This is a genomic window from Comamonas sp. Z1 (assembly GCF_008121555.1).
Classification (GTDB): domain Bacteria; phylum Pseudomonadota; class Gammaproteobacteria; order Burkholderiales; family Burkholderiaceae_C; genus Comamonas; species Comamonas thiooxydans.
On record NZ_VOQT01000021.1, the window covers coordinates 1 to 25,000 of the forward strand.

The following is a 25,000-nucleotide window of genomic DNA, read 5'->3' on the forward strand; positions in this document are numbered from 1 at the left end:
AGCACCACCCCCATAGCGCCCTGCGGTATCACTCGCCACGCGAGTTCCGCCGAAAGGCCATGGCAACCCGTTAAATTACGTGAGGGTTCCTGTCCTCAAATACGGGGAGCACTCCAAAGCAGCTGCCCGGCAATGCAAAGAGCTGGCTGGAGGTTCAGCTTCAGAAAATCAAGAAGCTTGTCTCTTGAGTTGCTCTTGCGGGAAGAGAGGCGGCAAAAGAAAAAGCTCACGCTTTTGGCGTGAGCCCTTCTTACAGATCGAAGAAGATTATTTGCGTGGACGGGCCAAGGCCACTCCCAGTGCGCGACCGCCAAGCGGCTGGTCATTCAGTGTTTCGATCGCTTTCTGGGCCTGCTCTTGAGTGCCCATTTCAACGAAGCCGAAACCGCGCGAACGGCCAGTGTCACGATCAATGATGACGTCTGCAGCGACCACATCACCGCAGCTGCCGAAATGTGTGCGCAGGGCTTCGCTGTCGATGGAATAGCCGAGATTGGTAACGTAGAGATTGGATTGCATTGTGTTCTTTCAAAGATTGCTCACGCATGTCAGCGATGAGCGGTTACAAGATTGATAAGGGTCAGCGGCGGCGCTTGAAGGCAGGTTTGGCCCCAGTAGCAGCACCAGTACGAGGAGGAAGATGGCGAAAGGTCACGCGCCCTTTGTTCAGGTCGTAGGGCGACATTTCAACGGTCACTTTGTCGCCTGCCAGAACGCGAATACGGTGCTTGCGCATCTTTCCGCCGCTGTAAGCAATGAGCTGATGGCCGTTTTCCAGAGTCACGCGAAATCGCGCATCTGGCAGTACCTCGTCAACTCGGCCCGACATCTCGATTAGTTCTTCTTTAGCCAAAGTGTCTCCTGTGAGTGAAGGATTCAGCCGCTCAGTTCAGCCTTTGGTTCAACACCATGTTTCGCCCCTCAGTCAGGGCGTAGTTAGAGGCGAGCGACTCGTTAGAAAACTGAGGGACAAATCGAATGACGCGGTCATAAGTGCCGCGGCGAATGGAAACGGCAGCCAGGAATTGGCCGCTGGTGCTCGGCTGTGTCAGAGGTGTGACCACGTAGCGGCCAATCTGCTCTGTAATGTTTTTGTGCAGCATGAAATCGGACGGCCGCACGCACGATTGCGCAGACCATCAAGTGAGATAGGGAAGGCCCGCTGTGAATGCAGGGGGCAACGCAGATCCATAAGGATGTTCAGGATCTGGTGAGTTCGCCTAGAGGGGAGTGACCACCGCGTGCTTTGCGAGAAGAGCGGCTACCTGCGGCCAAGGGGCGGCAATGGTGTCAGACAGGCACTGTTGGGGCGAACGGCCTAAACAGCGAGTGAAACCAGTATAGGTGAATTGAAAGACCTTGGAATCACAACATTCAGCTTCACTGAAGGACGCGGTCCTTGGAGGCGGTCGAACGATACCCCTCGAAAAAGAAATCAATAGACCTGTCTGCAGTAAGCCTGTACCGTGGGGCAACTGTTTGGAAATTTAGCGAGAGCCTTGCAATGAGCACAACTAAAAAGTCGGCCGTCCACCATGTTGTGGAGGCCAAGCGATGGGAGCTCAGCCGGGAGAAAGAGCGCATCACCTATCCTCCCGAACATGCCGGCCCTGTACAGATGGACTGGCGCAAGCGCGAGAACTACTCTGCCAGCGACCTCGACTATCGAGGCCGGAACAAGACCTAGAGGTTCTTCCACCCTATTGCCATTGCCCGCCTTCGTGCGGGCTTTTTTATGAACAGCATCGACATGACAAATATCAATACCCCCAAGTGCTGCTCAAGCTGCGGCGCGCCCTTTTTGAAGCCTCAAAGAGGAGCAAGGTCACCCACCTCCTTGCCGCCACTAACAGGCACATATTTACAAGATTACAGCCCGCCACTGAGCGGGCTTTTCTCATTCTCTGGAGCTGAAAATTGTCTCGCTACTGTGGGACAACCTGGACTTGGCTCAGGTCCACACCCAGCGATTGGGCCTTCTCCAGCAATCGCCTAAATTGCTGCTCAGGGATACTCTTGCTTCGGGAGAGCAGCCAGAAATAGTCGCGGCTGTTGCCAATCACCAAAGACGTCTGGTACTGGTCATCCAGACTCACCACGTTGTAGCCGCCGTAGAACGGACCAAAGAAAGACACCTTGAGCGCGGCGATACTGGGATCGCTCAGGAATCGCGCCTTGCCATTGGCTTGACGCCATTCCTTCTTCGATGCGTCATAGCCTCGATTGACCACGGCCACGGTGCCATCATCGTTAAGGCTGTACTGCGCAGAGACCTGAGTCAGACCTTTTTCAAAACTGTGCTCTATGCGGGCCAGTTCGTACCAAGTTCCCATGTAGCGCTTGGCATCAAAGCCAGTCACAGGCTGTAGGCCTTTAGGCACCGAGACAGCGCAGCCATACAGCGCAGCAACTCCTGCTGCAACCACGGTTAACGCAGCAGTACGAATTAGAGAGCTTCTCGAAAAACGCATTGTTGTTTCCTGAGGTTGAAAGCGTCATTCAACCATCCACCAACCAGCCCGCCTTGAAGAGCGGGCTTTTTGCTTTCTGGAGCCATGAAACCGGCGTACTACAACGAAATAGACAAGTTCGCGGCACAGATGCTGCGCAACCTCATTGCCGCCGGACATATAGCACCAGGCGACGTTGACGAAAGGAGCATCGAGGATGTTCACCCCTCAGACCTCAAGCCATACACCCAGTGCCATTTCTTCGCAGGCGTCGGTGTCTGGTCCTATGCACTTCGCCGCGCCGGCTGGCCAGATGATCGACCTGTTTGGACCGGTTCCTGTCCCTGCCAACCTTTCAGCTCGGCAGGCGAAGGAGCTGGGTTTGATGACGAGCGGCACCTTTGGCCGCACTTCTTCCACCTCATTGAACAGCGCCGCCCTGCAGGAATCTTTGGAGAGCAGGTTGCGAGCCGTGACGCAAATCCTTGGATCGACCTTGTACAAGATGACTTGGAAGGCTTGGGATACAGGGTCGGGGCGGTCCCGTTTCCGTCTGCGGGCGTCGGTGCTCCGCACATCCGTGACCGGCTCTACTGGATGGCCCACGCCGGCAGCCAGAGATTGGAAAAGCGGTTGCGATACGCCAGAAAACCGGGTGGCGCGGAACGCGGGCGGAATGCTCATGCAAGAAGCGGTGGCACTGGCCGGCTGGAACACTCCCGACAGCACCATGACGCAAGCCAAGGCTCGGCCACCAGTGCTTGGAAACCGCAAGCCAACCGATCCGCAGATCAGCTTGGCGGATCAAGCGCTTCACCTAGCACCGGGCCCAGCCCGACTAACGGCCTCTGGTCAGTTGCTGACTGGCTCCTGTGCCGAGATGGAAAGTGGCGGCCAGTTGAACCCGGCACATTCCCGTTGGCTCATGGGGCTCCCGCCAGAGTGGGACGCCTGCGCGCCTACGGCAATGCCATCAACGCGGAACAGGCGCGCATCTTCATCGAAGCGGGCATGAGCTGCATGCCCTGACCACCAACACCCCAGCCCGCAGCCGCGGGCTTTTCTCATTCTGGGAGCCACCTATATGCAAGACAAGACTTCTAACCACGCCCCCATTCCCACAGAGCTCAACATCGCGCCGCGTGGGAAATCGTGGCTTCACGGGCAGCTTATTGATGGCGAGCAAGGCCATCCCACCAGGCAAAGCATGGAAAGCGCAGATCGCGCGCAGGCCATCGAAGCAGCCCCTGCCCAGGCAGCGCCCGCAGCCGTGGCAGTGCCTGATGGCTGGAAGCTGGTGCCGGTGGATTTGACGCCCGAAATGAAGCGCGAGTTCATGGATCTGCTCATGGACGGCATCGACATTTATGTGAACCGCCGCGATCAGATCGAAATCCAGACTGACTCACCGCGCAGGATCTGGAAAGCGGTACTTGCTCTCTCGCCAGCAGCACCCATGGCGCAGGCAGACGCGCGGGATGCGGCGCGATTCCGCTGGCTTGTCGAAGACCACGCCTCACTACAAGCACGCATAGCCCGCAACGCAATATGCGAGCGCCTTGCAGTGATGAGTTACAGCGCCGCTTGCGCCGACATAGACGCAGCTAGCGCTATCGCGGCAGCAAAGGGGGAGTGATGCAGCACATCGTCTGCTATTCAGGCGGCCACAGCTCCGCCCTGGTGGCGCTCGATGTGGCCCATCGCTACGGCACCAAGAACCTTGTACTGCTGAACCATGACATGCATTTCAGCGTGGAGCATGCGGACATCAAGCGATTCAAGCGTGAAGTGGCCGAGCTATTGCGCGTGCCGATTACGTTCGCCAACCGGCGCAATGCCACACAAGACCAGTTCGATGTGTGCGTGGAGTCGGGAGCCTTCAAGGTTAACAACGGGCAAGAGCTATGCACGGCGCGACTCAAGACCGAGCCATTCATGGAGTGGCTGGGCGCGAATGCATCGCAGGATGACAGCACTATCTATTACGGCTTCGATGCCAACGAGCAAGACCGCATTCAGCGCCGCGCCGGGATCATGGGAGCGCAGGGCTGGAAGACGGACTACCCGCTGATCTGGATGGAGCGCAAGCACGAGAGCACCGAGGCCTTGGGCATCCCGCGCCCCTGCACCTACAGCGTCTTCAAGCACGGCAACTGCATCGGCTGCCTCAAGGCTGGCTGGCAGCACTGGTACATCGTCTATTGCACGCGCCCGGACATCTGGCTCAAAGCCAAGTGGGCAGAGGACGAGATTGGTCACGCTATCCACTGGGACGGCGACCAGCCGGTCTATCTGGAAGACATGGAGCCGAAATTCGCAGCGATGAAGGCTGCCGGCATTCCTGCAACTGAGCACATCCCGCATCAGCGGTTCTGGGCTCAGGCCAACAAGATAGTTCAGATCAACGCAATACAGGAGTCTCTGCCATGCGAATGCACGCACGGATAGCAGCACAGCGCGCCGCCCAGGCAGCGCAAGGGGGTGAAGCATGAAAATCGAAACCGGAACAGTCTCCCTTGTTCGCATCACTGACGTGAAGGGGCTGGACCCAATCCGCGTAACGCTTGACGACATTGGCCCCGGTAAGGGGCGCATCAATATCGAATGCTACGGACAGGCCTGGGCCAGCTACTGGGGCGGCATGGGCGGTAAAACCATCGCGCAGTTTTTCGCAAGCTGCGACAACTGCTACTTGATAAGCAATCTTGCCGAGCACATTGATCGCACGGTGTTTTCAGGGGAGCAGTTCGTGGAGCGCTGCCAAAAGCGTATCTGCAAGATGCGCCGCAGTCGTGAACTGGACTCAGAAAAGGCGCGGGAGTATTTCGATGACGCCGATGACTTGACCTGGTGCGAGGGTACTGATGCGCTAGTGAACACAGTCAGCAAGGACTTTCTGCATGACATTTATGGCGCGGAATGGTGGTACGGGACTGACGAAGACTCACAGGCTCAACACCCTCAGCGCGCCTACCTGAGTCGAATCATTGATGCCGTGCGCGCTGCGCTGCAAACACTGGCAGCAGCCAAGGAAGGAGCGCAGCAGGGATGAGAGTTGAAGCAAAGATCGCGAAGGCTCGAGCAGAGTCCGAAGACTTTGGTCGCTATGCGGAGGTGATGCTGGAAGAAATCCCAGACATGAATTTTCCCATACTGCGCGACTGCTACAAGCACAACGCTACAGCTGGTGAGTATCGAGCTCACTTTGAGCGGCATCGCGTGGCAGCCCAGCGCGCCCAGGCGCAGAAAGGCCAAGCATGAGCCGCCGAGCCCGCGACCGCGGCGACAAGCGCGACAGATGGCGCGAACCAATCAACCACCCCGAGCCCCGCTGATGCGGGGCTTTTTTATGGAATTAATGATCATGAGCACGTTCTTAACTCCAGATGAAATCAGGGAACTCACCGGCATCGCGCGCGGCAAGGCGGGGAAGACCCGCGAAATGCTTCAGGCAGCCGCCCTGCGCACCATGAAGATTCCGTTTTATCTCAACGCTGTGGGTCGGCCTATCGTTACCCGTCACTCTATTGAAGGCCAGGCCATTCCAGAGGTCAGCACCGCAACATGGGAGCCTGCGTTTAGCCATGGTTAAAGCAATGCCCAACTTCCGGGCCCGCAAACAGAAGTCCGGCACAACCTACTACTACTTCGACACCGGCGCCAAGCCGCGCAAAGAGATCCCGCTCGGCAGCGATTACAGAGTCGCTGTGCAGAAATGGCTTGAACTCTCGGCCATGCCTGCCAGGCCCGTCGCTGAGAACTTCGCAGAGCTGGCGGACAAATACGAGGCAGAGGTCATCCCCCTCAAAGCCAAGTCCACACAGGCCACCCAATTGGGTGACTTGAAGAAGCTGCGCACCTTCTTCTGCAACCCGACGCCGGCCCCGCTGAATGCCATCAAGCCCAAGCACATCTATCTGCTGCTGCAATGGGCAAAGGACACTCCCACCACAGCCAACCGGCTCAAGCGCGTGTTCTCACACATGTTCAACATGGCCCGGGCCTGGGGCTGGACGGAGAACGAGAACCCTTGCACGGGCATAGAAGGGCACTCGCTCGGCAAGCGCGAGGTCTACATCTCCGATGAGGTCTATCGCCTGGTCTACGAGCATGGCAACGTGGCATTGAAGGACGCCATGGACCTGGCCTATCTGACTGGCCAGCGGCCCGGCGATACCCGGTCCCTTACCGACCACGACATCATTGACGGTTACCTCGTAATCAAGCAGAGCAAAACCTCCGCGGCGCTTCGATTCATCATCGAAGGCGAGCTCAAGGCCCTGCTGGATCGTATCGAGGAGCGAAAGCGATCACACAAGACTTGGAGCGCAAATCTGCTGGTCAGCCAATACGGTAAGGCCATGTCCAAACAAATGCTTCGCAAAGCGTTTGAGACTGCGCGATCTGACGCCGCCGACGAGGCTGATAAGTCAGGCAATGCCGCGCTGGCCGCGCAGATCCGTGCCTTCTGGTTCTATGACCTTCGCGCCAAAGCTGCAGACGATGTTGCCGACGAACGCGGAGAACTGGCTGCGTCCAAGCAATTGGGGCACACGTCTGTGCAGACGACCAAGCGCCACTACCTGCGCCGAGGCACTAGGGTTCAAGCTACAAAATAGAGGTATTCTTGCTCCGCAAAGGCTTTAGCTGCAACACGTTTGCGTCATTTAAACACTGTTTAAACATACAGTAAAGCGGAGCATAAAACCTCGGGAAACCCGCTTGTGCGCTTGATTGTTGGGTGAGCTTAGAAGGCTGTTGCTCTATCCAACTGAGCTACGGGCAGATGATTGAAACAACCCAGCATGTGCTGGGTTGTTGGGAGATGGTGGACTGGCGGGAATTGAACCCGCGTCCGCACTTGGCTCCATGCGGCTCTCAGGGCATCGGTGCGAAATCGGTGCGATTTTTCACCCTTCACACGACACGGCAGGACACCGATAGCGCTTTTTCCAGTTCCGGCGCCGTGGCTTTATTGCCGAAAATCGATCCATCCAAGCATGTGGCTGCGGGTTTTTTGCATCAATTTGCAACACAGAAACACCGCTCAAACGCCACAAATAGCCCATGATTGCGACCACCTTCCTTTGTCTCATAGTCGGCGTCTCAGACGACGCCCCTGATCGCCCGATGTGGCGAGCCCGGCCAATATGAGCAGGCCACGGTAAGGCTGCAGAGCATCGACGCAACGGTTACACAGTTCTATTGAGATAAACACTGCGTGGCAGCGTATTTACAGCGGACAAATCAACAAGGGCGGCACGAAGCCGCCCTTGTTAGGTGAGTTTGCGGTTAGCACTAATCGAGTGCTGTCGCCCTGTGATGCCTTTGACCAGCCTATTCGCTTGTAGGCACAAAAAACAGGTACTCACCTGGCCCCATCTGCGGGGTAATCACATAGCCTTCGCATTGTCTGTCCTTGCATTTCACAGGGATAGCGCGAGGCCAGATAGTTGCTGCAGTAGGGTAACCAGGCAGGTACTGCGGCACATGCCAGACGCCATAGTCCCCCACTGGCTCGGCTTGCTGCATCCCTGTCGCACCTTGTTCGCCGCTGCCGAAGACCTGACGTTGAATGCTCAACGGTTCATTGATGGCCCTGGAGTCGGGCGCAGCCAATGACGAAGCGCTGCATAGTGCAATCGCTAAAAGAGCTAGAGTCTTGCCCATAGCGGCCTCCTAGATTAGGAATCACACCCACTAATTGGGGTACAGCTGCGCTGTACGTGGGTCATCCATCACAGAGGTGACAGCCGATGGTCGAGCGACTTCCGGTGCAAAACTCGACTGAGCCTCTGAGGCGGGCGCAGCAGGAGTTGGGCTACCCTGTGCCGAAGCATCCGGCCCGTAGTTGTTCCGGCGCTCATCTGCGGTCATGGATTGCGGGCATTTAGAACCCGTGATCTCCAGTGCCACGCGAGCGGCGGGATCCATGCAGTCCATTGCCAGCGAGGCTGCCTTCATGCCCTTGTTCCAGAGCTCACGGCTCATTTTCAGGCGCTTGCAATGCTCGTCCGTCCAGGTTGTGCCGAAGCTCACGCCAAAGCCAGGTCCGTTGGCACTGCCGCTGCTGCTGCCCATGCAGGTGTCATTGCTGGTAGTGAGGTTGGGTCCGCTCACGCTAGGAACGTTCTTCAGTGTGTATGTGCCGCTGTACTCGACGATGTTCTTGGACGTGCCGGACACCGTATTGTTCAGGTTCTGGGTAGTCGTTCCGCTCGTTGTGATGTTCTGGTCGGAGGTTGACGTGGATCGGCTTTCCATCATGGCCGTTGATCGGCTCTCCGCCGGAGATGCAACCGGATTGACAATCGTGACCGACTGGTTCTGTTGTGCACCCACAGATGAGGAGTTTGAGGAGCTTTGCGCGCTGCTGTCGGCACTTTGCGCATAACTGCACAAAGGAACGCAAAGACTTAACAGAGCTATTGAGAGTTTCATGCTTTGCTCCTGCATTGCCCGAGCCTGGCCAGGCAGCCAGGCCCGGGACAAACACAACTATCTTGGGATAGCTGCCTTAATTGGCATTGGCCGTTGAGCCTGCACCGGCAGTACCGGAGGTGCCACCACCGTTGGAGAGGTAGCCAGCGTTACCCCAGGCGCCGGCATTCTGATGGACGGTACCCACAGAACCGGCATTAGAGGTGGTATTGGTCAACGAGCCCCAAGGTGAGGAAACGGCTCCCGATGTGGCGTTGTAGCCAGAGGTGGTGCCTGCATTGTTGTGGACGTAGGCCAGGCCGCCGCCAGGGCCGGCGCCAGTTGCAGCAACATTCGCGGTCTGAGAAGAGGCGCCGCCGAAGGCTGTGCCGTTGACGGGTCCTGCGTTATAGCCGGCAGCAGCAGCTGAGCCCGCATTGGCATTGGTAGCCGCTACGCCGCCCGCAACACCGTTGCCGGAAGTGGCGGAAAGGCTCTTCACATTACCGAAAGTAGTTGCGCTACCGCCGACAGCTGCCCCACCGATGCCAAAACCGCCTCCGCCGATAGCGCCGCCAGCAGCGTTTGCATTCGACGTTGCACCGGAGGTTGCACTATTCATGCTCAGCGCACTTCCGTTGCCCGAGCTGGCCGCACCCGACATCGTGGCAGACGATGCGCTCGACGTCGTGTTGGTGGCAGCAATGCTTGAGCTGCTCACAGCAGCAGATGCAACACCAGCCAACGCAATAACCGCCATGGCAATCACAGACTTTTTCATGATCGTTCCTTTAAATAGCGAGTTTTCAGACAAGTGAAAGAGAGAGTGTGTGAGCAAAAGACCATTTGCAGACCTGCAAAAGGCCCCTGTTAACCGTCAACAAGTTCTGGAGTGCTTGGTTACGTTCCAAAACAGGCATTCGGTGAGGCCAGTTTCAGAAAATGACTGAGAAACAGTAATACCCTGTTTAAAAATATTTTCTTAACTAAATTAATTCAATAAAAAACTGATTAAGTTATTGTGTTTTATACATGGTGCGCTATTGAAGAAATAGCATCCATGGGAAAATTCTTACAGTGTTAAAAAAAGTAATCTGTATTTCTGTTTACTTTCCATGTCCAATGTTTCAACAACAAAGGGTTTATATCTATTTTTCACGCATCTACTTCAATAGATACCACATATTATAGTTTTAATTTGTAAAAATATAAACTACGTATTTCTTTATTTACTTTTAGTGGATTTTTAAAAAGGGAAATTTTATTTTTCGCGTGACTTCCAACCAATCCATCTACCTGCTGGGGTGTCACATGTATCTATCCGACGCATCTATGAGCTCACGGTCTGACGTCGGCAGAACTGAAGGCGCATCTATTGCTTTCGGTGGCATGTGGCCATCCGACATGAAGGGTCAGCAGAGCCAACCTGTGCGAGTCTTTCTGGTCGACGAAGACAGACACATCAGGAACGTAATCGCGCAGGAGCTCATGCGTGACCCGCGCACTCTTCTTGTAGGGCAGGCGTCCAGCTACAAAGAGGCTCGTAAGAGCGTCTTTTCTCAAGAGTTCGATGTACTCCTCATCGACCTGTCTATTGGCGAAGGCCAAGGAGCTGAGCTGCTGGAGTCCATCCAGCTAAAAAGGCCTGACGTGCTATGCATCGCAATTTCTGCAAGTGAAAGCGACGATGCGGCCATGGATGCTCTTAAGAGAGGCGCTGTTGGATACCTGGTGAAGAATTCGTGGTTTGGAAGCTATTTGCAGGCTGTGCTGGAAGTAGCCAATGGTGGAGCTGCGATATCTCCCCGGGTGGCGAAAAAAATCATTCCAAAAATATTTAATGCAGCTATGCAGGGAGAAAAAATCTTCACGCATAAAAAATTTGAGTCACTGACTGAAAGAGAAATAGATATATTGAAGTTGATAGCTCAAGGAAAAACCACTCAAGAGATTTCGTCCTACTTAGAAATCAGCCCATTGACTGTGGCAACACATGTAAAAAATATTTACGGAAAAATGCAAGTCAGAACCAGAGCACAAGCTGTCAGATATGCAATGCTGACAGGCATCATTTGAACTCTCTTTTTTGTCTGAATTTAAGTTCAAGATAAATGGAATTTTTCTTACAAATATTATTTGATTGAATATCTTTGGTAAGTGAATTTATTCACAAGGTTGCAGACGCTTTTTACCTGACTTCTTTCGATTGCGCAGCCCTTGTTTGGTAATGTTCAAAATCCTTCGCAACCTTGGTATGGGCAAGGCTTTAGGTGGTTGAGACCATAGTGCTTGGAAACCACTCTGCAACCATCAGTGCTGCTTGCGCATGAGCCAATTGCCAGTGCTCCTTTGAGGTGCTGCCGGGGTGGTCTGGCAATTCAATGTGCCGATCCGCAGCCCGAATAGCAAACCAGAGCCCGCTACTCCAAGCATCGTTAAGCGGTGGCTTATGAAGTGCCGGTGAAGTAATCACGATCACTCTCTTTCCAGCCGCCCGGGCGTAGCCAATCTCAACCAGAGTGCCGTAGGCTTCCAGATCTTCGAGATAGGCCACAACTACATCAGCCCGTGAAATGCCTTGGAGCGCTCCACGGTATGCCGCGTTCTGAGCTATATCAGGCGAGCACGAAGTCACTCCATGCGTGTGCCCGTGGTCGCTGCCTCTGGCCTTCCAGGGGCCCGAGTACATGAACCTTGTGCGCGTTCCATAAAAGACCATTTCTTGCGGCGGCGCGATCAGTACCTCAGCTTCCGAGCTTTCCGTTCCTAAAGCACCGAGGGCACTGGATTTGGAAACATCGAAGATTCGCCAGCAAGAAAAGTCCCCGCCTGACTTCTTGTTTTCTACAGACTCTCCCATCCTGCCCGCCATGTAGACGAGGGGGAGTGCGAGATTGACTTGGCGAGCTGCTTTTCTAGCCTGTAGCCAGTTTTCGATATCAGCCTCGAACCAGCCAATGCTTCTATTGCTCATCGGCGTTGGGTGAGGAAACTTGTCCTGCCGCAAGAGCTTGTAGAGCATCGATTTTGATAGCGCTGTCCGAATCAACACCTCATCCATAGGGATGACATGTTTAGTGACACGTGACGTGCTCTCCCTAGACATATGGCCTCTTGAATTCGGATGTTAGGTGCATGCACCATAGTTAATCAATGCAATAGATATTGATTCTTGATAGTTGATATCAATGTAAGAAACACTCTAACACGGGAGTAGCGCAAGAACGATTTGCATTTCCGGTATTGCTTATTGCCGCCGGAAGAGCTGCGCCAGTTCAACATCGTCAACGCCTTCGCCAAGCCCAATGACATGTGGGGAGTCCCAATAGAAATCGACCCCAACACCACGGGCGTGATGATTGCGGTCGATGGGACGGAAATGCCTTTGGTTGAAGGCTATTGAGAGACTGCCGGGCCGCGGCTACTCCTCTGCTACATTCCTTCGCACAGGAGGAATGAGAGGATGAAAGCTGTTACGAGCGTCGCCGCTCTGCTGTGGACCACATCTGCATGCGCAGCAGATCACCGGGAATGAGCTGCATCAGTGGCTCTCGGAAACGAAGAAATCTCAAGCGGGTATCGCGTCGGACCGCCAACAGGCCAATATTGCTCGCGGGTACGTTTTAGGTGTTTCCGAAACACTGGCGTCTTCCGAAATCATCTGCATACTAGGTGGCGTCACACGCGGCCAAATCTTGGACATCATTTATATGGTGCTTGACACCAAGCCGCAGCTTAGGCACATGAATGCCAACCCTCTGGTCGCAGTGGCGTTGCAAGATGTCTTCCCCTGCAAGCCAAGATAGATCGCAACCGCTCTGCTACATTCCTTGAAAAAGGAAGAATGAGCGAGATGAGAGCTTTTCAGATCACAGTGACTTGCGTGACCATTGCAGTTTTGACAGGCTGTGCCATTGGGCCAAGAGTCATTAGCAGCAGCCCGCGCACCGTAGTGGTTCGGGCAGGCGATGCACGAGTCCAGGAGGCTCAGAATCTCGCAGAGCAAGAATGCAGCAAGCATCAGCTACATGCTCGCCTCGTCCAGAGCCCTACCCCAAACTCAAGCAATTTCGTTTACGACTGTGTGAACTGATTAACCCCACTGTTTGATGCCGGCGGCCCCCAGCATCCCTGCCGCGCTCCCCAGACCGCCCCACAGCGAATTGCTCGAGGAATTGGCCGCGATCCGGTTCTGATTGATCTGGCTATAGGTATTCGCAGACCCAGCCAGCCCGGCCTGGGCGCCTGCGTATCCCGAATTCAAAATCCCCTGCCCGCTCGTAGCCGCGCCCAGTCCAGCATTGGCGCTGCCGACAGCGCCCGCACCTATTTGCGAAGCGATAGAGGCATTGGTTCCCTGCGCACTGGCAATATTGCGGCCCAGGCTTGCCGCGTCCATGCGCCGCGCATAGCCCTGCTGCTCCACGGTTTTCATGGCGGTATTCGCCGCGCCGGCCTTGGCCTTGGCCGCGCCAATGTCCAACGCTCCGGCCATGGCCATCACCTTGCCGCTGGCGGGGTTCACACCCGAGCGCTCCATCGCGCGCATCGTGGAGCCGCGCTGGGCCGCGATACTGGTTTCCACATCGGCGCTCGCGCTGGCAGCCTCGGCCGCGCGGCGCTCTGGGGTGTCATAGGCCTGGGCATCGGCCACCAGCTTCTGCTCGAGCGGTCGATAGGTGCTGGTGTAGTCCTCATAGCCCGCCTGGGCCACCTTGTTCTGCAGGTTCTGGGCTTCCAGCTGCGAGCGCGATACCTGGTCGGCCACTGCAGTAGCCGCCGCGCGTTCATAGGATGTTTCGCCGTAGATCTGCTTCGCCCATTCCAATTGTTCTTTGGAAAGCTGCGCCTGCATCAGCGCGGCCGCATTTTGCCCGCTGGTATCGACTTTGGTGCTCTTTCCCATTGCTCAGTCCTTTCCGGCGCGCTGCGCCCGCTCCTGGCCGCAGCCAATTCGTTTCGAGAATCCCGTGTGGGTGATCTGTCCACCCACAAACCGCGCCAGGCGGCCGGCATTGTTGGCCTCGCGCGAATGGCAGCTCATCTGCACGCGCCCCAGCTGCGCCAGCACCCGCTCGGCATAGCGCCACAGGTGCACCACCACCATTCCGCCGCGCGCGCCCTGCTCCATAAACAGCATGTCGTCACATGCCACTGGCGCCCCGGTATTCAAGTCCTGATACAGGTTCAGCCACACGCTGCCCAGCAGCTGGCTATCTCGGCGCACAGTCAGAATCAGCAACTGGCCGGAGCGCTCAATCTGGCGCAATTCATCCCACTGCACATGAGCCGGTACGCCAGGTGGCAAGGTTTCCTCGAGGAAGCGCAGGCGCTGGGCGGCCAGCTCGCCGGCGGCCGGATCCGGCCCCAACTGCTCGGCCTGAAACACCAGGTCGCCGCGCCGCTCCACGGCCACCGGGCCCACGGCCAAATCCGGCAGACATTCGGCCACGACCTCGCGCGCCACCTCGACGGTCAAGGGCTGTCCGATACGTTTGGCTAGGGCCACAGCAAGCAATCCACGCATATGCTCTCCAGCGCCAGCGAATCTGGCAGGGCACATGAAACGACGGCCCTGCCCAAGATTCAAGGGGGTATCAGGAGACGGGCTTTGCCTCTACATCCGTCACGCCGGCGGCATCAGCCGGCACTGCCGGCGCGGCCGCGGCAACCACCGCAGCCTTTTCGCGCTCGGATGCCTGGCCAGCTGCAAAAGCCTCCTGGGCGATGCTGTTCATCAGCTGCTGGATCGTTCCAACGATTCCTGCCGACAGCTCGGCGGTCAGCTTGTTGCCGACGTTGCTCTGCAGGACTTCATTCAGGCGGGGGTTGATGGCGTCTACTGTCATGGTGGTTCCTCTGTTTGGTGATGGGTTGCTCAGGCTACGACGGGCTCGTCTTGCTCTGGTGTTGGTTCAGGCGCGGGTGCCGTCCAGCTGATGGATGCCACGGCCTGGGCATCCTCTGCGGCCTGGATCTCGGCATACAGGGCGCGGCTGCGCTGGTGAATACCGTCCACATGGGCCAGCAGGGCAAAGCCCACATTGATCACCGCGTCTGCATCGAGCTCCACCGTGGTGTTGTTCGCCAGGGTCCAGTTGATGGAATAGGGCTGGCCAGCATCGCGCGCGATCTTGGCAGCCATGGATGCGCCCACGATGCGAGCGCGGCTCTCTGCATCGCTGTCGAAGCGCCCCACGGCGGCCAGCTCGAAGCCTCCGGATTCCAGCTGGTCGCGGATGGCCTTGATTTCTGCCCACTTCAAAGCCCTGGCCGTGCCAAGATCATCGGCCGCCACATCTGCCACAAAGGTGCCGCCCTCCAGCACGCCATCCACCTGCGCCACCAGGCCACGCTCGAGCGAGCCCCAGGGGTCCTGCACATCCAGTGCGGCCAAAGGCAGCACCGGGTACTCCTGCCAGCGCAGGTTTTGATTGTTGGCCGCGTCCTCGGCTGTCAGGTACATATGCACCTGCAGCTGCAGCTTCCCGTCAGCGATTTCGGCCTTGACCACCCGATGGGCTCCGGCCATGCCGTTGTTGGTATTCACAACCTTCAGAACTGTCATATTTACCCCCTATGGCCTGTGGCCGTTTGAAATCAAATAAATCCGTCACTTTGAATAATTGACCCGTCGCCCAAGGACATGGAGACGGCATCAGTTGGGAACTTCGTGAATTCGCCAGGGTGGTCGTTTTGTCGGTCGCCTTGACTCGAGTTCACAGACCAGCAATATCCGCGAGCAAGAAATTGCTGGCGGTCCCGTTCACGGGGTAGACGCTTCCAGGGCCGAGAATTGGTCCGGTTCCAACAATGATGTTTTCAGTAATCAGCGTGTCTCCGCTGAATTTGACCGCCTCCAGCACCGCGAGATAGGGCGCTGCATCCGAACCCGAATTGACGAAGTAGAACTTCGACTGCCCAATGCAGACAGCCTTCCCGGGCCAATAGCCGAGATTGTGGGAAGGGGGCCAGCCATCACCGCCAGCGAAAGCAGGCGTGGACGCGACCCCTGCGACCCGCATTTCTGGGGTGTTGCTGTTGTAAACGACATTTCCAGAACCGTCATAGACGCTCAGCCCAGGGCCAGTGTCGGAAACGGCCCTTTCAGCATCGAACACCCACCAGTCCACAGAGGCTGTCAGATTCGGTTGCACCGAGGCCCGCAAATTCCACACCGAAGTGCCGCCGGCATTGAACGTGAAGCCCATGATGCCCACGGCTGCTCCCGTGGGCCTGAAGCACAGGACTGGAGCGACAGACCCGCCCACGGAGATGTTTGCACCACCACCGTTCACAGCCAGCGAACCCTTGGCGACCATGGAATAGTTGAAGTAATCCTGGTCGATCTGGATCACACCGCTGTCATTGATGACTTGAAAGCCTGCGGGCATGTAATTGTCCTTGTTGTAAGCGACCTGGGAGGTGGCGGGAACTGAGTGAGGCGGTTCCTGCTCTGCAGATTCGCCACCGCCAGCACCTCCGCCGCAGGCCGCTAAGCTAATAGACAAAAGCAACGATGTTGCCAGTCGTTGGATATGCATTTTGGGTTTTTGCCCAATAGAGCGTAGAGCCCGAGAAAGATATGGATACATAGTGAGCGCCTCCTGAAGCTGGAATAAATAAGCCGAATGGTGTTCCCGTGAGAAACCCGGCGTTGGTGTATGAACCAGACGAACCGCCGCCCACGTAAATGATTGCTATGACCCTCGACAATCGAGTGGATGTATCCACACGAGGCGTTCCGTCAGCGTTGAATACCTGAATCCCTTGCGGCATTTCTTCGTCCTCAAATACTGGTGTTCTTCGCGCACTGCATCACCACACCCCCAATCGAACACGTAATGTTCCATTCGAGTCGTAAACGCGGATGCAGCCAGATGCCCCGGCAGTAGGACGAATTTCGATGTCACCGAACTTGCCGGCCAGTGCGGAGATAGACGGAGTAGTGATGCCGTCGGGCAGGATGCTGGTATTGGAGCTTGGCGACCAGGGCGACAGCTCTGTCTGCAGTGCGCTTGCTCGACCGACAAACGGGCGCGCAAGGAACATGTAGTTAGACCATGAAGTACCTGCCATCTGCGCGCCGGAGAGGATGGTGATCCGAGCAGTGATTGCTCCCGCAGGTGCGGTTACGAATCCTCCAGTGCGGCGGAAGTTTGCTAGAGAACGGCCACCGGAAGGCTGGTCAGTAATGACTCCGAACCCACCACCGCCTACCCATGTCCCGTTAGCGTCGAAGAACTCAAGGTACATCTCTCCGTGGCAGCGGTGGAACGCAGCGTAGACACTTGCTTCGTATCGCTCACCAGCGATGACGCTGATAGGTGCAGACACGAACCCCTTCCGGTACGTTCCGAGAGGTTGACCTTGCCCGTAAAGAGTCAGGTCTTCCAAGAACAGAGTCGGGGTTCCTGGCACTGTGTAGTCGAAGTTCATGTTCACGCCGCGAGCGCCGTTACCGTACTGCGAGTGCGAGATGGTGTATTGCCAGAAAGCAAGTCCCGGCGTGAACATCGGGTCAGGACACAGATTGCCACCGATACCTACCGACAGCTTCTCAGCAGTAATAGAGCCTGCGGCAAGTTTGTCGACGGTGATGGCTCCAGCCGCGATCTGAGTGGCGGTCACAGCGTTAGCAGCGATAGTGCCGGCTGTCACGGCGTTGGCCGCGATCTTGCCGGCAATGACAGAGTTCGCAGCAAGGTGCGAAGAGCTGATTGTCCCGGCCGCGATCCGCGCAGCGTTCAAGGTGCCGGCGGTGATTTTGTCCGCAGACAGGTTGCCGATCATCGCATTGACAATCGCGCCGTCCTGGATGGCAGCAGAACCTACAGCAATGGCGTTGGCCGCAATCTTGGATGCAGTGATAGCGCCATCAACGATCAGGTTGGCGGAGGCTGCGCGGCGGAACATTATGCCCGTAACAAACCAGTTAGCTGTCGCATCTGCAGTACCGCTCTCAACCACTACCCGCAGGCGTCCAAATGCTCGAGGCGTCGCAGCGTTAACCGGGACAGTGACGAAGCCCTCAATCTTCTGCCAGGTGTTAACCGCGTCGGGGTTCGCAAGTGTTACGGCTGTCAGGTACTCGATGTGTGTACCGTCAGCACCGCCTTCTGTGCCATTGTTAGCGAAGCACTGAAGCTGCAGTCGGAATGTGAAGCCAGACAACTTGTCTGCAGCCACCCAAGCAGACAGGTAGTAAGTGTCGCCTCCACTGATCTGGGTGTTACGTGTAGTGCAGGCTGCGCCTACGCCGCGTTGAATACGACGTCCTGACTTTGCCGGCATCCCTGCTGGCACCCCGGCCGTGGTGGCGTCCACTGCGATGTAATTCGCATGGAATGCCGCCCAGCTCGACGTATCCTGCATGTAGGGGTCAAGGATGATGTTGGAGTAGTCCATCACCGTCAACTGCTTCACCGTAATAGCGTTCGCCGCGATCTGGTCTGCAGAAACGGCACCCGCTGCGATCTTTGCCGTCGTCACCGCATTCGCCGCGATCTCGTTGGCTGTCACTGCATTTGCTGCAATCGCATTGGTCGTCACCGAGTTCGCAGCGATAGCGTTAGCGGTCACAGCGCCGGTAGCAAGTTTCGCCGCAATGATCGCGCCGTCAACGATCAGAGCGCCAGCAGCGGCTTCTTGGAAGCGCATCTTGCCGACGTAAACCAGCGTCGTCGTGCTGTCTTCTCGAATGAATACTTGAAGCTGCGCGTAAGACTCTCCTGCCGCAGACCGAGCCTTCACCTCATGAGACACCCACGCGCCTGATGCGTATGTGTAGTCTGTGTCTACTGCCCTACCAGCACCAGCTGGTGTATAGAACATTACGCGGATTCGTAGGTTGCAAGCCTGTGGGGAGTAGATTGCTACTCGCCACACATAGTCCGTAAGAGGCGTTACGGCAAATGTGCTCGAAGACCCTCCGTCGTAAGCTCCACTTCCTCCAGAGTTCAGTCGATTGATCTGCAGAACACACTTGCTGACTGTGCCTGCAAGGGCGTTAGGCTCGTTTTGGCGTATGTTTACGCTTCCGCCCATTAGACCAGTCCACATGGTGGCGTCCTGGTACTCTGCGTCAGGCACCATCGTCGAGGTATCGGACACCACCAGCTTAGACGCCAGCACGGAGCCTGCAGCAAGTTCTGTAGCCGACACAGCACCGGCAGCGATCTTCGCAGTAGTGATGGCGTTGGCCGCGATCTCATTTGCCGTCACGGCATTCGCAGCAATCTTGCCGGCTGTCACTGCTCCCGCTGCGATCTTGATCGCCGTGACCGAATTCGTAGCAAGTTCGTTGGCCGTGATCGCGCCTGCTGCGATGTTTCCAGCCGTGATCGTTCCCGCAGCGATTTCCGAAGCCGTGATCGTGCCTGCAGCGATTTCCGCAGCAGTAATCGTCTTCGCTGCGATCTTGTCAGCAGTAACAGCGCCGTCAACGATCAGCTCACCCGTGGCCATCATTACAAGGCTTACAGCTGCAAACTCCGCCACAGCGCCGTTCCCGTTGCCTTGAACACGCACACCCATAGTGGTATAGCCTGCTTCGACGGTGTATGTCCCTGTAAAGTCAGTCCATACACCTGTCGCAGCGGTGGAGTGGTTCAATGACGAGGCTGGTTGACGGTAGACCGTAGGCTTTCCAGGCCCTTGCAGCACGAACTCAACACGGGACAGGCCAGAAGTGCCAGACAACTTACGTGCGGTGAAGCTCAGACGCACAGTCGTGCCTGGTTTTACAGGCTGGGACAGCGCCCAGTCACGGTTGTAGGCGCTGGCGTTTGTAGACGTAGGGGTCAAACGCAAAACGTTGGTCGCCACTGCTCCGGGGCCGTCAGCCACAGAAACGAACGCCGTTGTACCGCCTACAGGGTCGAGCCACCCCGCTCCAAGGTATGCGAAGTCGCCATCAGCCAGCATGTTCGCAGACGAGCCAATCACAAGCTTGTCAGCTGTGATAGCTCGTGCAGCGATTTCCGTAGCTGTTACGGCACCAGCTGCGATCTTCGCAGTCGTCACCGCATTCGCGGCAATTTCATTCGCTGTTACCGCGTTAGCTGCAATCTTGCCAGCCGTAATCGCGCCCGCCGCAACCTTGATCGCAGTGACTGAGTTGGTCGCAAGCTCGTTAGCCGTCACCGTGCCTGCAGCGATCTTGCCGGCCGTCACAGAGTTCGCGCCCAGCTCCGCAGCCGTGATCGTTCCTGCAGCGATTTCTGCAGCGGTGATCGTCTTCGCTGCAATCTTCGCAGCGGTGATAGTTCCGTCAACGATCAGAGAGGCCGTCGTCCGCTCCTGCACATAGAACTTACCCATGCGCAAGTAGGCTGCGGTACTCGCTTCGTGAATGTAGACGAGCGCACGGGCACCTGCCGCGTTACCTGGAGACGTGAAAGTATCCTCTACAGAGTGCCAGCCTGCCCCAGTGGCAACCACGTCGATGTCCTTGTAGGCTCCCGATGCGTTTGCAGAGTCATACGTCAGGAGTCGCACCTTGAATGTGCAGGCTGCAGGGACGTAGACCGTAGTGCGGATTCGGTAGCCTGTGTTCTCGCGGAGGGAGAACTTAGAGCTGAAAGCGGAATCCCAGTCCGTACCGGTCTGCACACGGTTCAACTGCAGAGCACGGTTGTCGAGTGTGTTGTATTCGCGGTTGGACGTAGTGACGATGTTGATCGTGCCGCCCTGCCCGCCTGCCCACATAAGGGCGTCGCTGTAGTCTGCGTCAGGCACCAGTGTCGAAGGATCGGTGATGACCATCTTCGAGGCTGTAACAGCGCCTGCAGCAAGTTCTGCAGTCGTCACCGCACCGGCCTGGATCTTCGCTGTCGTGATCGCGTTAGCGGCGATCTCGTTCGCTGTCACGGCGTTGGCTGCGATCTTGCCTGCAGTCACTGCCCCAGCTGCGATGGCGTTTGCCGTTACAGCACCGTCGACGATCAGCTCACCACGAGCCATCTCAGTGACGCGGAAGCCTCCCCACTGGGACTCTACGATGGGAGCTACGCTCCCGTAGTTCAGGTACGCACCAGCGGTAAAGTAAGCCGCCTTAGCAGGGAACTGGGCAACACCGTTGGGGCCGACTGTCAGAGCCGTGCGCGTCCAGGTCGTAGGCGTTACCGCGCCGACTGCCGGGAAGTAGAAGTTACCGGCGGATGCGTTTGTCCCAGGCCAGCCCGCGCCAGGGTTAGGCGCGTCGGCTCCAGTAAGCAGCACGCCGTTGACGTCATAGAACCGGATTGATGCGAAAGCACGGTTTGTCTGCGCAGCCGTTGCGATAAACCAAGTCTCAAACAGGTACGTCTTGCTGGTGTCGATGGGCGTCCTGTACGCCGCAGGAACCTGCATACTTGTTGCGATAGTCGCCGCAAGTACGTTAGGGCCTGGAGCGCCTTCCACGGTCTTGCGCGTAAAGTTGGCGTTGGCCCACATGTCAGCGTCCTGGAAGAACGGATCGACGTTCACAGCGTCGGTAGCCGTTACGACCAACTTGCCTGCGGTAACCGACCCTGCGGCCAGCTCACGGGTGTTCACCGCACCAGCCGCGATCTTCCCTGCGGTAATTGCGTCTGCCGCGACAGTATTGGCTGTCACCGCATTGGCAGCGATCTTGCCAGCGGCCACGGAATTTGCTGCCAGCTTCGGCGTGGTAATCGCGTTGTCGGCAATCTGGGTGGCCGCGATCTGGCCGACCATATCGCCCACGGCCACCTCGGCCGAGTACTTGCTGCCATCCCAGCGGTAGAGCTTGCCCTGCCAGGTGATGACCGTGGTGGACTTCACCGTCGGCAGCGTGCCTGCAGTGCTGTTGGTCACCGGCTCAATGCCTGATGCAAACTTGGTCGCATCCACTGCACCGGCCGCGATCTGGCTGGCAATGACAGTGCCTGTCAGGTCCGTGGTCGGTACCGCCGCCGTGTACTTGGCGCCGTCCCAACGGTACAGCTTGCCCTGCCAGGTGATCGCCGTCGTGGACTTCACAGTCGGCAACGTGCCTGCCGTGCTGTTGGTCACCGGCTCGATGCCGCTTGCAAACTTGGTCGTATCCACCGCTGCAGCAGCAATCTTGTCCGTGGTCACCGCCCCCGATGCCAGCTTTCCCGCATCCACAGCACCAGCGGCAATCTTGCTCACCGTCACCGCGTTGTCGGCCAGCTTGGCAGAGTCGATCTGCCCCGTCAGATCCACCACCGCAACCTCGGCCGAGTACTTAGTGCCGTCCCAGCGGTACAGCTTGCCCTGCCAAGTGATGACCGTGGTGGACTTCACCGTGGGCAGACTGGCCGCCGCGCTGTTGGTCACGGGCTCGATGCCGGATGCGAATTTGGTCGCGTCAACCGCCGCGGCCGCAATCTTGTCGGCAGTCACCGCGCCCGTGGCCAGCTTGCCGGCTTCGACCGCCCCGGCCGCAATCTTGCTCACCGTCACCGCGTTGTCCGCCAGCTTGGCCGCGTCAATCTGCCCAGACAGGTCCACCACGGCCACCTCGGCCGTGTATTTGCTGCCGTCCCAGCGGTAGAGCTTGCCCTGCCAGGTGATCACGTTCGTGGTCTTGGCCGTGGGCAGACTGGCCGCCGCGCTATTGGTCACCGGCTCGATGCCCGATGCAAACTTGGTCACATCCACCGCGCCGGCCGCGATCTGGCTGGCGATGATGGTGCCCGTCAGGTCCACGGTAGGCACGGCCGCCGTGTATTTGCTGCCATCCCAGCGGTACAGCTTGCCCTGCCAGACGATGGTGCTGGTGCTCTTGACCGTGGGCAGCGTGGCCGCCGTGCTCACAGATACGGGCTCGATGCCATTCGCAAACTTGGTCGCATCCACGGCCTGCGCAGCCAGCTTGCTCGCACTCACAGAGCCATTGGCCAGATTGCCGGCCTCGACGATCAGCGGGCCCAGGTCGTTGTTGCCGATCTTGCCCGTCTGCACATCCAGGCCGTTAATGCCGCCGGCAGGGGACACCGACTGCACGCCATCCTTGGACTGCCACTTGATCCACAGCCGGTAGCGCGTTCCCAGCGCTGCAGGATAGGCACCGATGGTGCCCTGGAACTGGAATAGCACCACGGCCTGGTCAAACGTCGGCGCGGTGCTGCCCGTCTGCAGAACCCCATAGACCACCGTCCGGTCATGGCCGTGCCCCTGCGTATAGCCGGGGGCATCGTGCTCCACAAATACCGTGGTCAGGCCTGCCGTCACCGCAAACCCCGTGGGCACCGGTGGTGGCGTCAGATCCGGCTCGATGTCGCCCCCTCCCGGCACGCCGGGCACCAGGCCACCACCCGCTCCAGGCTTGGCAATCCCGGAATCAATCAAGTCCTTGGCCGTCAGGGCCCGGCCATTGCCGCCGCGCCCCATCAGCACGCGCAGCTCCTCGGTCACGCGCTGGCTCCAGTTCGGAGCGTTGGTACCGGGCAAATCCTTGCGGGGAGTCGTTGCCATCAGCGCAGCTCCTCCACGGCCTGGGCCAGGGCCACGCCCTGCACCGCCTGCTGGCCAGACAGATCTATCTGCCAGGAGCGCGCAGGAATGGGCGGCAAGCGGAAGGCTTCGGGCCCGGGCGCCGACAACGTGAACTGCACCCCGCTGCTATTGCCGGAAGTCACCGCCACACAGCGCGAGCCGAAGGTCGCAATGTGGGCCGCCACCTCGCGCGCACTCAGCTCCAGGGCATTGAGTTTGACCGTCACCGGGTAGCCATCCGCCACCACCTTGCACCAGCCAAAGCTCGCCGGAGCCGGCATGGCAAACACCTTGGACACAAAGCGCGCGCTCATCAAAGCCGCGCCGGCATCCCATTTGCGCACCTTGGTTCCATCGAGCACATACAGCGCATCCTGCAGCCGGTCCAGGTAGAGCGCGTCATAGCCTTTTTCAAGATAGAAGATACCCGTGGGATTGACCGGGTCCACCAGAAAGCCGCGCCGCACACCGCCGGCGTCGGTATAAAAGCCCAGAAACAGACCCTCGTACAGGCCCGCCACCATGCCCGCTGGCTTCATGGCCAGCCAGTCATCGCGCGTCAGCAGCCCGGCAGTGATCAGCTTGGCACCGCCCGCCCCGTAGTAGGCCAGGCCGTCGGGGGCCGGCCAGGCCACACCATGGCCGAAGCTCACCACCGCCTGCGGCGCGAGGCAGGCCTGGCCCACCTCCAGCGGCTGCTCGTCCAGGCTATCGGGCGAGGTTCCGGCCACCAGCACCGGATCGGCCGTGGTCAGCACCAGCAGCCGCTGCCCGAAGGTGGCCAGCGCCAGCGGCTTGGCATCGGGCGGCAAAGTCTCATAGGCCATGGGCCAGGCATAAGGCTTGTAGGCCTCGCAATAGCGCACGGCATTTCCGCTGATGCCCGCCATCATCCCGTTCCACATGGCCGTCAGGTACGACAGATCCTGCGGAGGCTCCAGCCAAGTCATAGTCTCCAGCACCTCGCCCAAGGTGCGCCCATCGTCGGTGGTGCTGGCAACGCCTGCAGCAATCTCGCGCAAGAAGAAGAATTCAGCGGTGCCCGTTGTTCCGGTCTGCGTGCGGTAGATCCGCGCCCGGTTGATCGTGAAGGCGCCAGCCGGCGGCGCCTGAATGGCCGAGATATTGACGGTCGCGTCGGTTGGCACTGTCAGTGCGGCCGATACTGGCCCGGGCGCGCTCTCCTCGCCCTTGTCCGTCACATAGGTGTAGACGTAGTAGCGCACCTCGGTGTCCGTGCTGCTGCCGCCTGAAGCCGCCACCGTGGGCCCGGAAATGGGTGCAGGGACCCCCAGCTTGCGCCAGGCCGCCGGATAGGTTCCCCCAGCCAGCGCAATCGTGTTGTCCGTCCATTTCGGGAAACCGTCACCGGTGTAATAGGTGCGCTCCGTCGTGTCATCGGCCACCATGCCGCGCACGGCGTGCACAATGCCCGTCCAGGACATCCAGTAGCGGCCATCCTCGGCCACATCGCGGCCAAAGCGGTAAATTGTCTTTCTGCCGGCGGGCACTGTCGCCACATCCTGCGGATCGCGCCAGGGCCGGAAGTCGCCGCGGCCCGGCTTCTGGTTCCACGAAACCGTGCCCACCGCCTCCGGCAGCAGCTTGGGGTGCGGCGCATTCACGGCGCCAGAGAAACCAGAAACCGTAACCTTCATCAC

Annotated in this window: 27 protein-coding genes; 12 read left to right on the forward strand and 15 right to left on the reverse strand. The window is 58.1% G+C overall.

Features of this window, described 5'->3' with window-relative positions:
• Positions 1-267 precede the first annotated feature (267 nt).
• Positions 268-519, reverse strand: coding sequence for an RNA-binding protein (locus tag FSY45_RS23675; protein ID WP_034383899.1), 252 nt, complete (start codon positions 517-519; stop codon positions 268-270).
• Between the two features lie 61 nt (positions 520-580).
• Positions 581-853, reverse strand: coding sequence for a translation initiation factor IF-1 (gene infA / locus FSY45_RS23680; RefSeq protein WP_034383896.1), 273 nt, complete (start codon positions 851-853; stop codon positions 581-583).
• 651 nt (positions 854-1,504) lie between these two features.
• Here infA and FSY45_RS23690 point away from each other — a divergent pair.
• Positions 1,505-1,687 carry a hypothetical protein gene (locus FSY45_RS23690; RefSeq protein ID WP_046462792.1) on the forward strand — a complete coding sequence of 61 codons (183 nt, stop codon included), beginning with the start codon at positions 1,505-1,507 and terminating at the stop codon, positions 1,685-1,687.
• A gap of 238 nt (positions 1,688-1,925) precedes the next feature.
• Here FSY45_RS23690 and FSY45_RS23695 read toward each other — a convergent pair whose 3' ends face one another.
• Both FSY45_RS23695 and FSY45_RS28385 read right to left on the reverse strand, forming a co-directional pair.
• A complete protein-coding gene (locus tag FSY45_RS23695) occupies positions 1,926-2,471 on the reverse strand; it encodes a lipocalin family protein (RefSeq protein WP_222864882.1) in 546 nt (181 codons plus the stop codon).
• Between the two features lie 24 nt (positions 2,472-2,495).
• Positions 2,496-2,675 (reverse strand): hypothetical protein, encoded by a 180-nt coding sequence (locus tag FSY45_RS28385; protein WP_255443423.1) that lies wholly within the window; start codon positions 2,673-2,675, stop codon positions 2,496-2,498.
• Between FSY45_RS28385 and FSY45_RS23700 the strand changes: the two genes are divergently transcribed.
• From FSY45_RS23700 to FSY45_RS23735, 8 genes are all read left to right on the forward strand, one after another.
• Positions 2,601-3,479, forward strand: coding sequence for a DNA cytosine methyltransferase (locus tag FSY45_RS23700; protein WP_223305785.1), 879 nt, complete (start codon positions 2,601-2,603; stop codon positions 3,477-3,479). The genes FSY45_RS28385 and FSY45_RS23700 overlap by 75 nt on opposite strands.
• A 178-nt stretch (positions 3,480-3,657) precedes the next feature.
• Positions 3,658-4,086 carry a hypothetical protein gene (locus tag FSY45_RS23705; RefSeq protein ID WP_131667217.1) on the forward strand — a complete coding sequence of 143 codons (429 nt, stop codon included), beginning with the start codon at positions 3,658-3,660 and terminating at the stop codon, positions 4,084-4,086.
• Positions 4,086-4,898: a hypothetical protein gene (locus tag FSY45_RS23710; RefSeq protein ID WP_046462789.1), complete on the forward strand. Its 813-nt coding sequence runs from the start codon at positions 4,086-4,088 to the stop codon at positions 4,896-4,898. The genes FSY45_RS23705 and FSY45_RS23710 overlap by 1 nt, the downstream gene beginning before the upstream one ends.
• Before the next feature lie 40 nt (positions 4,899-4,938).
• Positions 4,939-5,502: a hypothetical protein gene (locus FSY45_RS23715; RefSeq protein ID WP_046462788.1), complete on the forward strand. Its 564-nt coding sequence runs from the start codon at positions 4,939-4,941 to the stop codon at positions 5,500-5,502.
• Positions 5,499-5,711 (forward strand): hypothetical protein, encoded by a 213-nt coding sequence (locus FSY45_RS23720; protein ID WP_046462787.1) that lies wholly within the window; start codon positions 5,499-5,501, stop codon positions 5,709-5,711. Before FSY45_RS23715 ends, FSY45_RS23720 begins: the two co-directional genes overlap by 4 nt.
• Before the next feature lie 103 nt (positions 5,712-5,814).
• Complete coding sequence (locus tag FSY45_RS23725; protein WP_100086377.1) at positions 5,815-6,042, forward strand: DUF4224 domain-containing protein; 228 nt, start codon at positions 5,815-5,817, stop codon at positions 6,040-6,042.
• Entirely contained in the window at positions 6,035-7,069 is a 1,035-nt protein-coding gene (locus FSY45_RS23730; protein ID WP_255443422.1) for a tyrosine-type recombinase/integrase, read from the forward strand. The genes FSY45_RS23725 and FSY45_RS23730 overlap by 8 nt, the downstream gene beginning before the upstream one ends.
• A 167-nt stretch (positions 7,070-7,236) precedes the next feature.
• Positions 7,237-7,521 (forward strand): hypothetical protein, encoded by a 285-nt coding sequence (locus tag FSY45_RS23735; protein ID WP_131667215.1) that lies wholly within the window; start codon positions 7,237-7,239, stop codon positions 7,519-7,521.
• Positions 7,522-7,787: 266 nt separating this feature from the next.
• On the opposite strand, the gene FSY45_RS23745 is transcribed toward FSY45_RS23735, so the two are convergent.
• The 3 genes from FSY45_RS23745 to FSY45_RS27925 all read right to left on the reverse strand — a co-directional run bounded on the left by FSY45_RS23745 (position 7,788) and on the right by FSY45_RS27925 (position 9,591).
• The gene (locus FSY45_RS23745; RefSeq protein WP_046462785.1) at positions 7,788-8,120 is read right to left on the reverse strand and encodes a hypothetical protein; all 333 of its coding nucleotides are present in this window, start codon (positions 8,118-8,120) and stop codon (positions 7,788-7,790) included.
• A 30-nt stretch (positions 8,121-8,150) separates the two neighbouring features.
• A complete protein-coding gene (locus FSY45_RS27920; RefSeq protein WP_238707540.1) occupies positions 8,151-8,717 on the reverse strand; it encodes a GcrA family cell cycle regulator in 567 nt (188 codons plus the stop codon).
• Positions 8,718-8,967: 250 nt separating this feature from the next.
• Positions 8,968-9,591 carry a hypothetical protein gene (locus FSY45_RS27925; protein ID WP_223305791.1) on the reverse strand — a complete coding sequence of 208 codons (624 nt, stop codon included), beginning with the start codon at positions 9,589-9,591 and terminating at the stop codon, positions 8,968-8,970.
• Between the two features lie 668 nt (positions 9,592-10,259).
• On the opposite strand from FSY45_RS27925, the gene FSY45_RS23770 reads away from it, so the two are divergent.
• Positions 10,260-10,946 (forward strand): response regulator transcription factor, encoded by a 687-nt coding sequence (locus tag FSY45_RS23770; RefSeq protein ID WP_052951170.1) that lies wholly within the window; start codon positions 10,260-10,262, stop codon positions 10,944-10,946.
• A gap of 190 nt (positions 10,947-11,136) precedes the next feature.
• Here the strand turns inward: FSY45_RS23770 and FSY45_RS23775 are convergent, their stop codons facing one another.
• Positions 11,137-11,976, reverse strand: a complete 840-nt coding sequence (locus tag FSY45_RS23775) for an AlpA family phage regulatory protein (RefSeq protein ID WP_046462868.1) — start codon at positions 11,974-11,976, stop codon at positions 11,137-11,139.
• Between the two features lie 144 nt (positions 11,977-12,120).
• On the opposite strand from FSY45_RS23775, the gene FSY45_RS27930 reads away from it, so the two are divergent.
• Together FSY45_RS27930 and FSY45_RS23780 are read left to right on the forward strand one after the other, a co-directional pair.
• A complete protein-coding gene (locus FSY45_RS27930) occupies positions 12,121-12,273 on the forward strand; it encodes a hypothetical protein (protein WP_370512850.1) in 153 nt (50 codons plus the stop codon).
• 133 nt (positions 12,274-12,406) lie between these two features.
• Positions 12,407-12,676: a Rap1a/Tai family immunity protein gene (locus FSY45_RS23780; RefSeq protein ID WP_223305792.1), complete on the forward strand. Its 270-nt coding sequence runs from the start codon at positions 12,407-12,409 to the stop codon at positions 12,674-12,676.
• Between the two features lie 287 nt (positions 12,677-12,963).
• Here the strand turns inward: FSY45_RS23780 and FSY45_RS23785 are convergent, their stop codons facing one another.
• From FSY45_RS23785 to FSY45_RS23815, 7 genes are all read right to left on the reverse strand, one after another.
• Positions 12,964-13,776 (reverse strand): hypothetical protein, encoded by an 813-nt coding sequence (locus FSY45_RS23785; protein WP_046462869.1) that lies wholly within the window; start codon positions 13,774-13,776, stop codon positions 12,964-12,966.
• A 3-nt stretch (positions 13,777-13,779) separates the two neighbouring features.
• Complete coding sequence (locus FSY45_RS23790; RefSeq protein ID WP_046462870.1) at positions 13,780-14,397, reverse strand: hypothetical protein; 618 nt, start codon at positions 14,395-14,397, stop codon at positions 13,780-13,782.
• Positions 14,398-14,467: 70 nt separating this feature from the next.
• Complete coding sequence (locus tag FSY45_RS23795; protein ID WP_046462871.1) at positions 14,468-14,719, reverse strand: hypothetical protein; 252 nt, start codon at positions 14,717-14,719, stop codon at positions 14,468-14,470.
• Between the two features lie 29 nt (positions 14,720-14,748).
• Positions 14,749-15,438, reverse strand: coding sequence for a DUF4376 domain-containing protein (locus tag FSY45_RS23800; protein ID WP_046462872.1), 690 nt, complete (start codon positions 15,436-15,438; stop codon positions 14,749-14,751).
• Positions 15,439-15,589: 151 nt separating this feature from the next.
• Positions 15,590-16,465: a hypothetical protein gene (locus FSY45_RS23805; RefSeq protein ID WP_148748446.1), complete on the reverse strand. Its 876-nt coding sequence runs from the start codon at positions 16,463-16,465 to the stop codon at positions 15,590-15,592.
• A gap of 223 nt (positions 16,466-16,688) precedes the next feature.
• A complete protein-coding gene (locus FSY45_RS23810) occupies positions 16,689-23,318 on the reverse strand; it encodes a hypothetical protein (RefSeq protein ID WP_148748447.1) in 6,630 nt (2,209 codons plus the stop codon).
• The gene (locus FSY45_RS23815) at positions 23,318-24,997 is read right to left on the reverse strand and encodes a hypothetical protein (RefSeq protein ID WP_148748448.1); all 1,680 of its coding nucleotides are present in this window, start codon (positions 24,995-24,997) and stop codon (positions 23,318-23,320) included. The genes FSY45_RS23810 and FSY45_RS23815 overlap by 1 nt, the downstream gene beginning before the upstream one ends.
• Positions 24,998-25,000: the final 3 nt, after the last annotated feature.

What these genes read in the sequence shown, in the direction of transcription:
- FSY45_RS23800 (WP_046462872.1), bottom strand. Translation starts at nt 15,438, where the DNA reads ATGACAGTTCTGAAGGTTGTGAATACCAACAACGGCATGGCCGGAGCC.
- FSY45_RS23745 (WP_046462785.1), bottom strand. Translation starts at nt 8,120, where the DNA reads ATGGGCAAGACTCTAGCTCTTTTAGCGATTGCACTATGCAGCGCTTCG.
- FSY45_RS23675 (WP_034383899.1), bottom strand. Translation starts at nt 519, where the DNA reads ATGCAATCCAATCTCTACGTTACCAATCTCGGCTATTCCATCGACAGC.
- FSY45_RS23810 (WP_148748447.1), bottom strand. Translation starts at nt 23,318, where the DNA reads ATGGCAACGACTCCCCGCAAGGATTTGCCCGGTACCAACGCTCCGAAC.
- FSY45_RS23795 (WP_046462871.1), bottom strand. Translation starts at nt 14,719, where the DNA reads ATGACAGTAGACGCCATCAACCCCCGCCTGAATGAAGTCCTGCAGAGC.
- FSY45_RS23790 (WP_046462870.1), bottom strand. Translation starts at nt 14,397, where the DNA reads ATGCGTGGATTGCTTGCTGTGGCCCTAGCCAAACGTATCGGACAGCCC.
- FSY45_RS23705 (WP_131667217.1), top strand. Translation starts at nt 3,658, where the DNA reads ATGGAAAGCGCAGATCGCGCGCAGGCCATCGAAGCAGCCCCTGCCCAG.
- FSY45_RS23725 (WP_100086377.1), top strand. Translation starts at nt 5,815, where the DNA reads ATGAGCACGTTCTTAACTCCAGATGAAATCAGGGAACTCACCGGCATC.
- FSY45_RS27920 (WP_238707540.1), bottom strand. Translation starts at nt 8,717, where the DNA reads ATGATGGAAAGCCGATCCACGTCAACCTCCGACCAGAACATCACAACG.
- FSY45_RS23815 (WP_148748448.1), bottom strand. Translation starts at nt 24,997, where the DNA reads ATGAAGGTTACGGTTTCTGGTTTCTCTGGCGCCGTGAATGCGCCGCAC.
- FSY45_RS23700 (WP_223305785.1), top strand. Translation starts at nt 2,601, where the DNA reads ATGCTGCGCAACCTCATTGCCGCCGGACATATAGCACCAGGCGACGTT.
- FSY45_RS23720 (WP_046462787.1), top strand. Translation starts at nt 5,499, where the DNA reads ATGAGAGTTGAAGCAAAGATCGCGAAGGCTCGAGCAGAGTCCGAAGAC.
- FSY45_RS23775 (WP_046462868.1), bottom strand. Translation starts at nt 11,976, where the DNA reads ATGTCTAGGGAGAGCACGTCACGTGTCACTAAACATGTCATCCCTATG.
- FSY45_RS23710 (WP_046462789.1), top strand. Translation starts at nt 4,086, where the DNA reads ATGCAGCACATCGTCTGCTATTCAGGCGGCCACAGCTCCGCCCTGGTG.
- FSY45_RS23785 (WP_046462869.1), bottom strand. Translation starts at nt 13,776, where the DNA reads ATGGGAAAGAGCACCAAAGTCGATACCAGCGGGCAAAATGCGGCCGCG.
- FSY45_RS23715 (WP_046462788.1), top strand. Translation starts at nt 4,939, where the DNA reads ATGAAAATCGAAACCGGAACAGTCTCCCTTGTTCGCATCACTGACGTG.
- FSY45_RS23730 (WP_255443422.1), top strand. Translation starts at nt 6,035, where the DNA reads ATGGTTAAAGCAATGCCCAACTTCCGGGCCCGCAAACAGAAGTCCGGC.
- FSY45_RS23770 (WP_052951170.1), top strand. Translation starts at nt 10,260, where the DNA reads ATGTGGCCATCCGACATGAAGGGTCAGCAGAGCCAACCTGTGCGAGTC.
- FSY45_RS23690 (WP_046462792.1), top strand. Translation starts at nt 1,505, where the DNA reads ATGAGCACAACTAAAAAGTCGGCCGTCCACCATGTTGTGGAGGCCAAG.
- FSY45_RS23805 (WP_148748446.1), bottom strand. Translation starts at nt 16,465, where the DNA reads ATGTATCCATATCTTTCTCGGGCTCTACGCTCTATTGGGCAAAAACCC.
- FSY45_RS23735 (WP_131667215.1), top strand. Translation starts at nt 7,237, where the DNA reads ATGATTGAAACAACCCAGCATGTGCTGGGTTGTTGGGAGATGGTGGAC.
- FSY45_RS23695 (WP_222864882.1), bottom strand. Translation starts at nt 2,471, where the DNA reads ATGCGTTTTTCGAGAAGCTCTCTAATTCGTACTGCTGCGTTAACCGTG.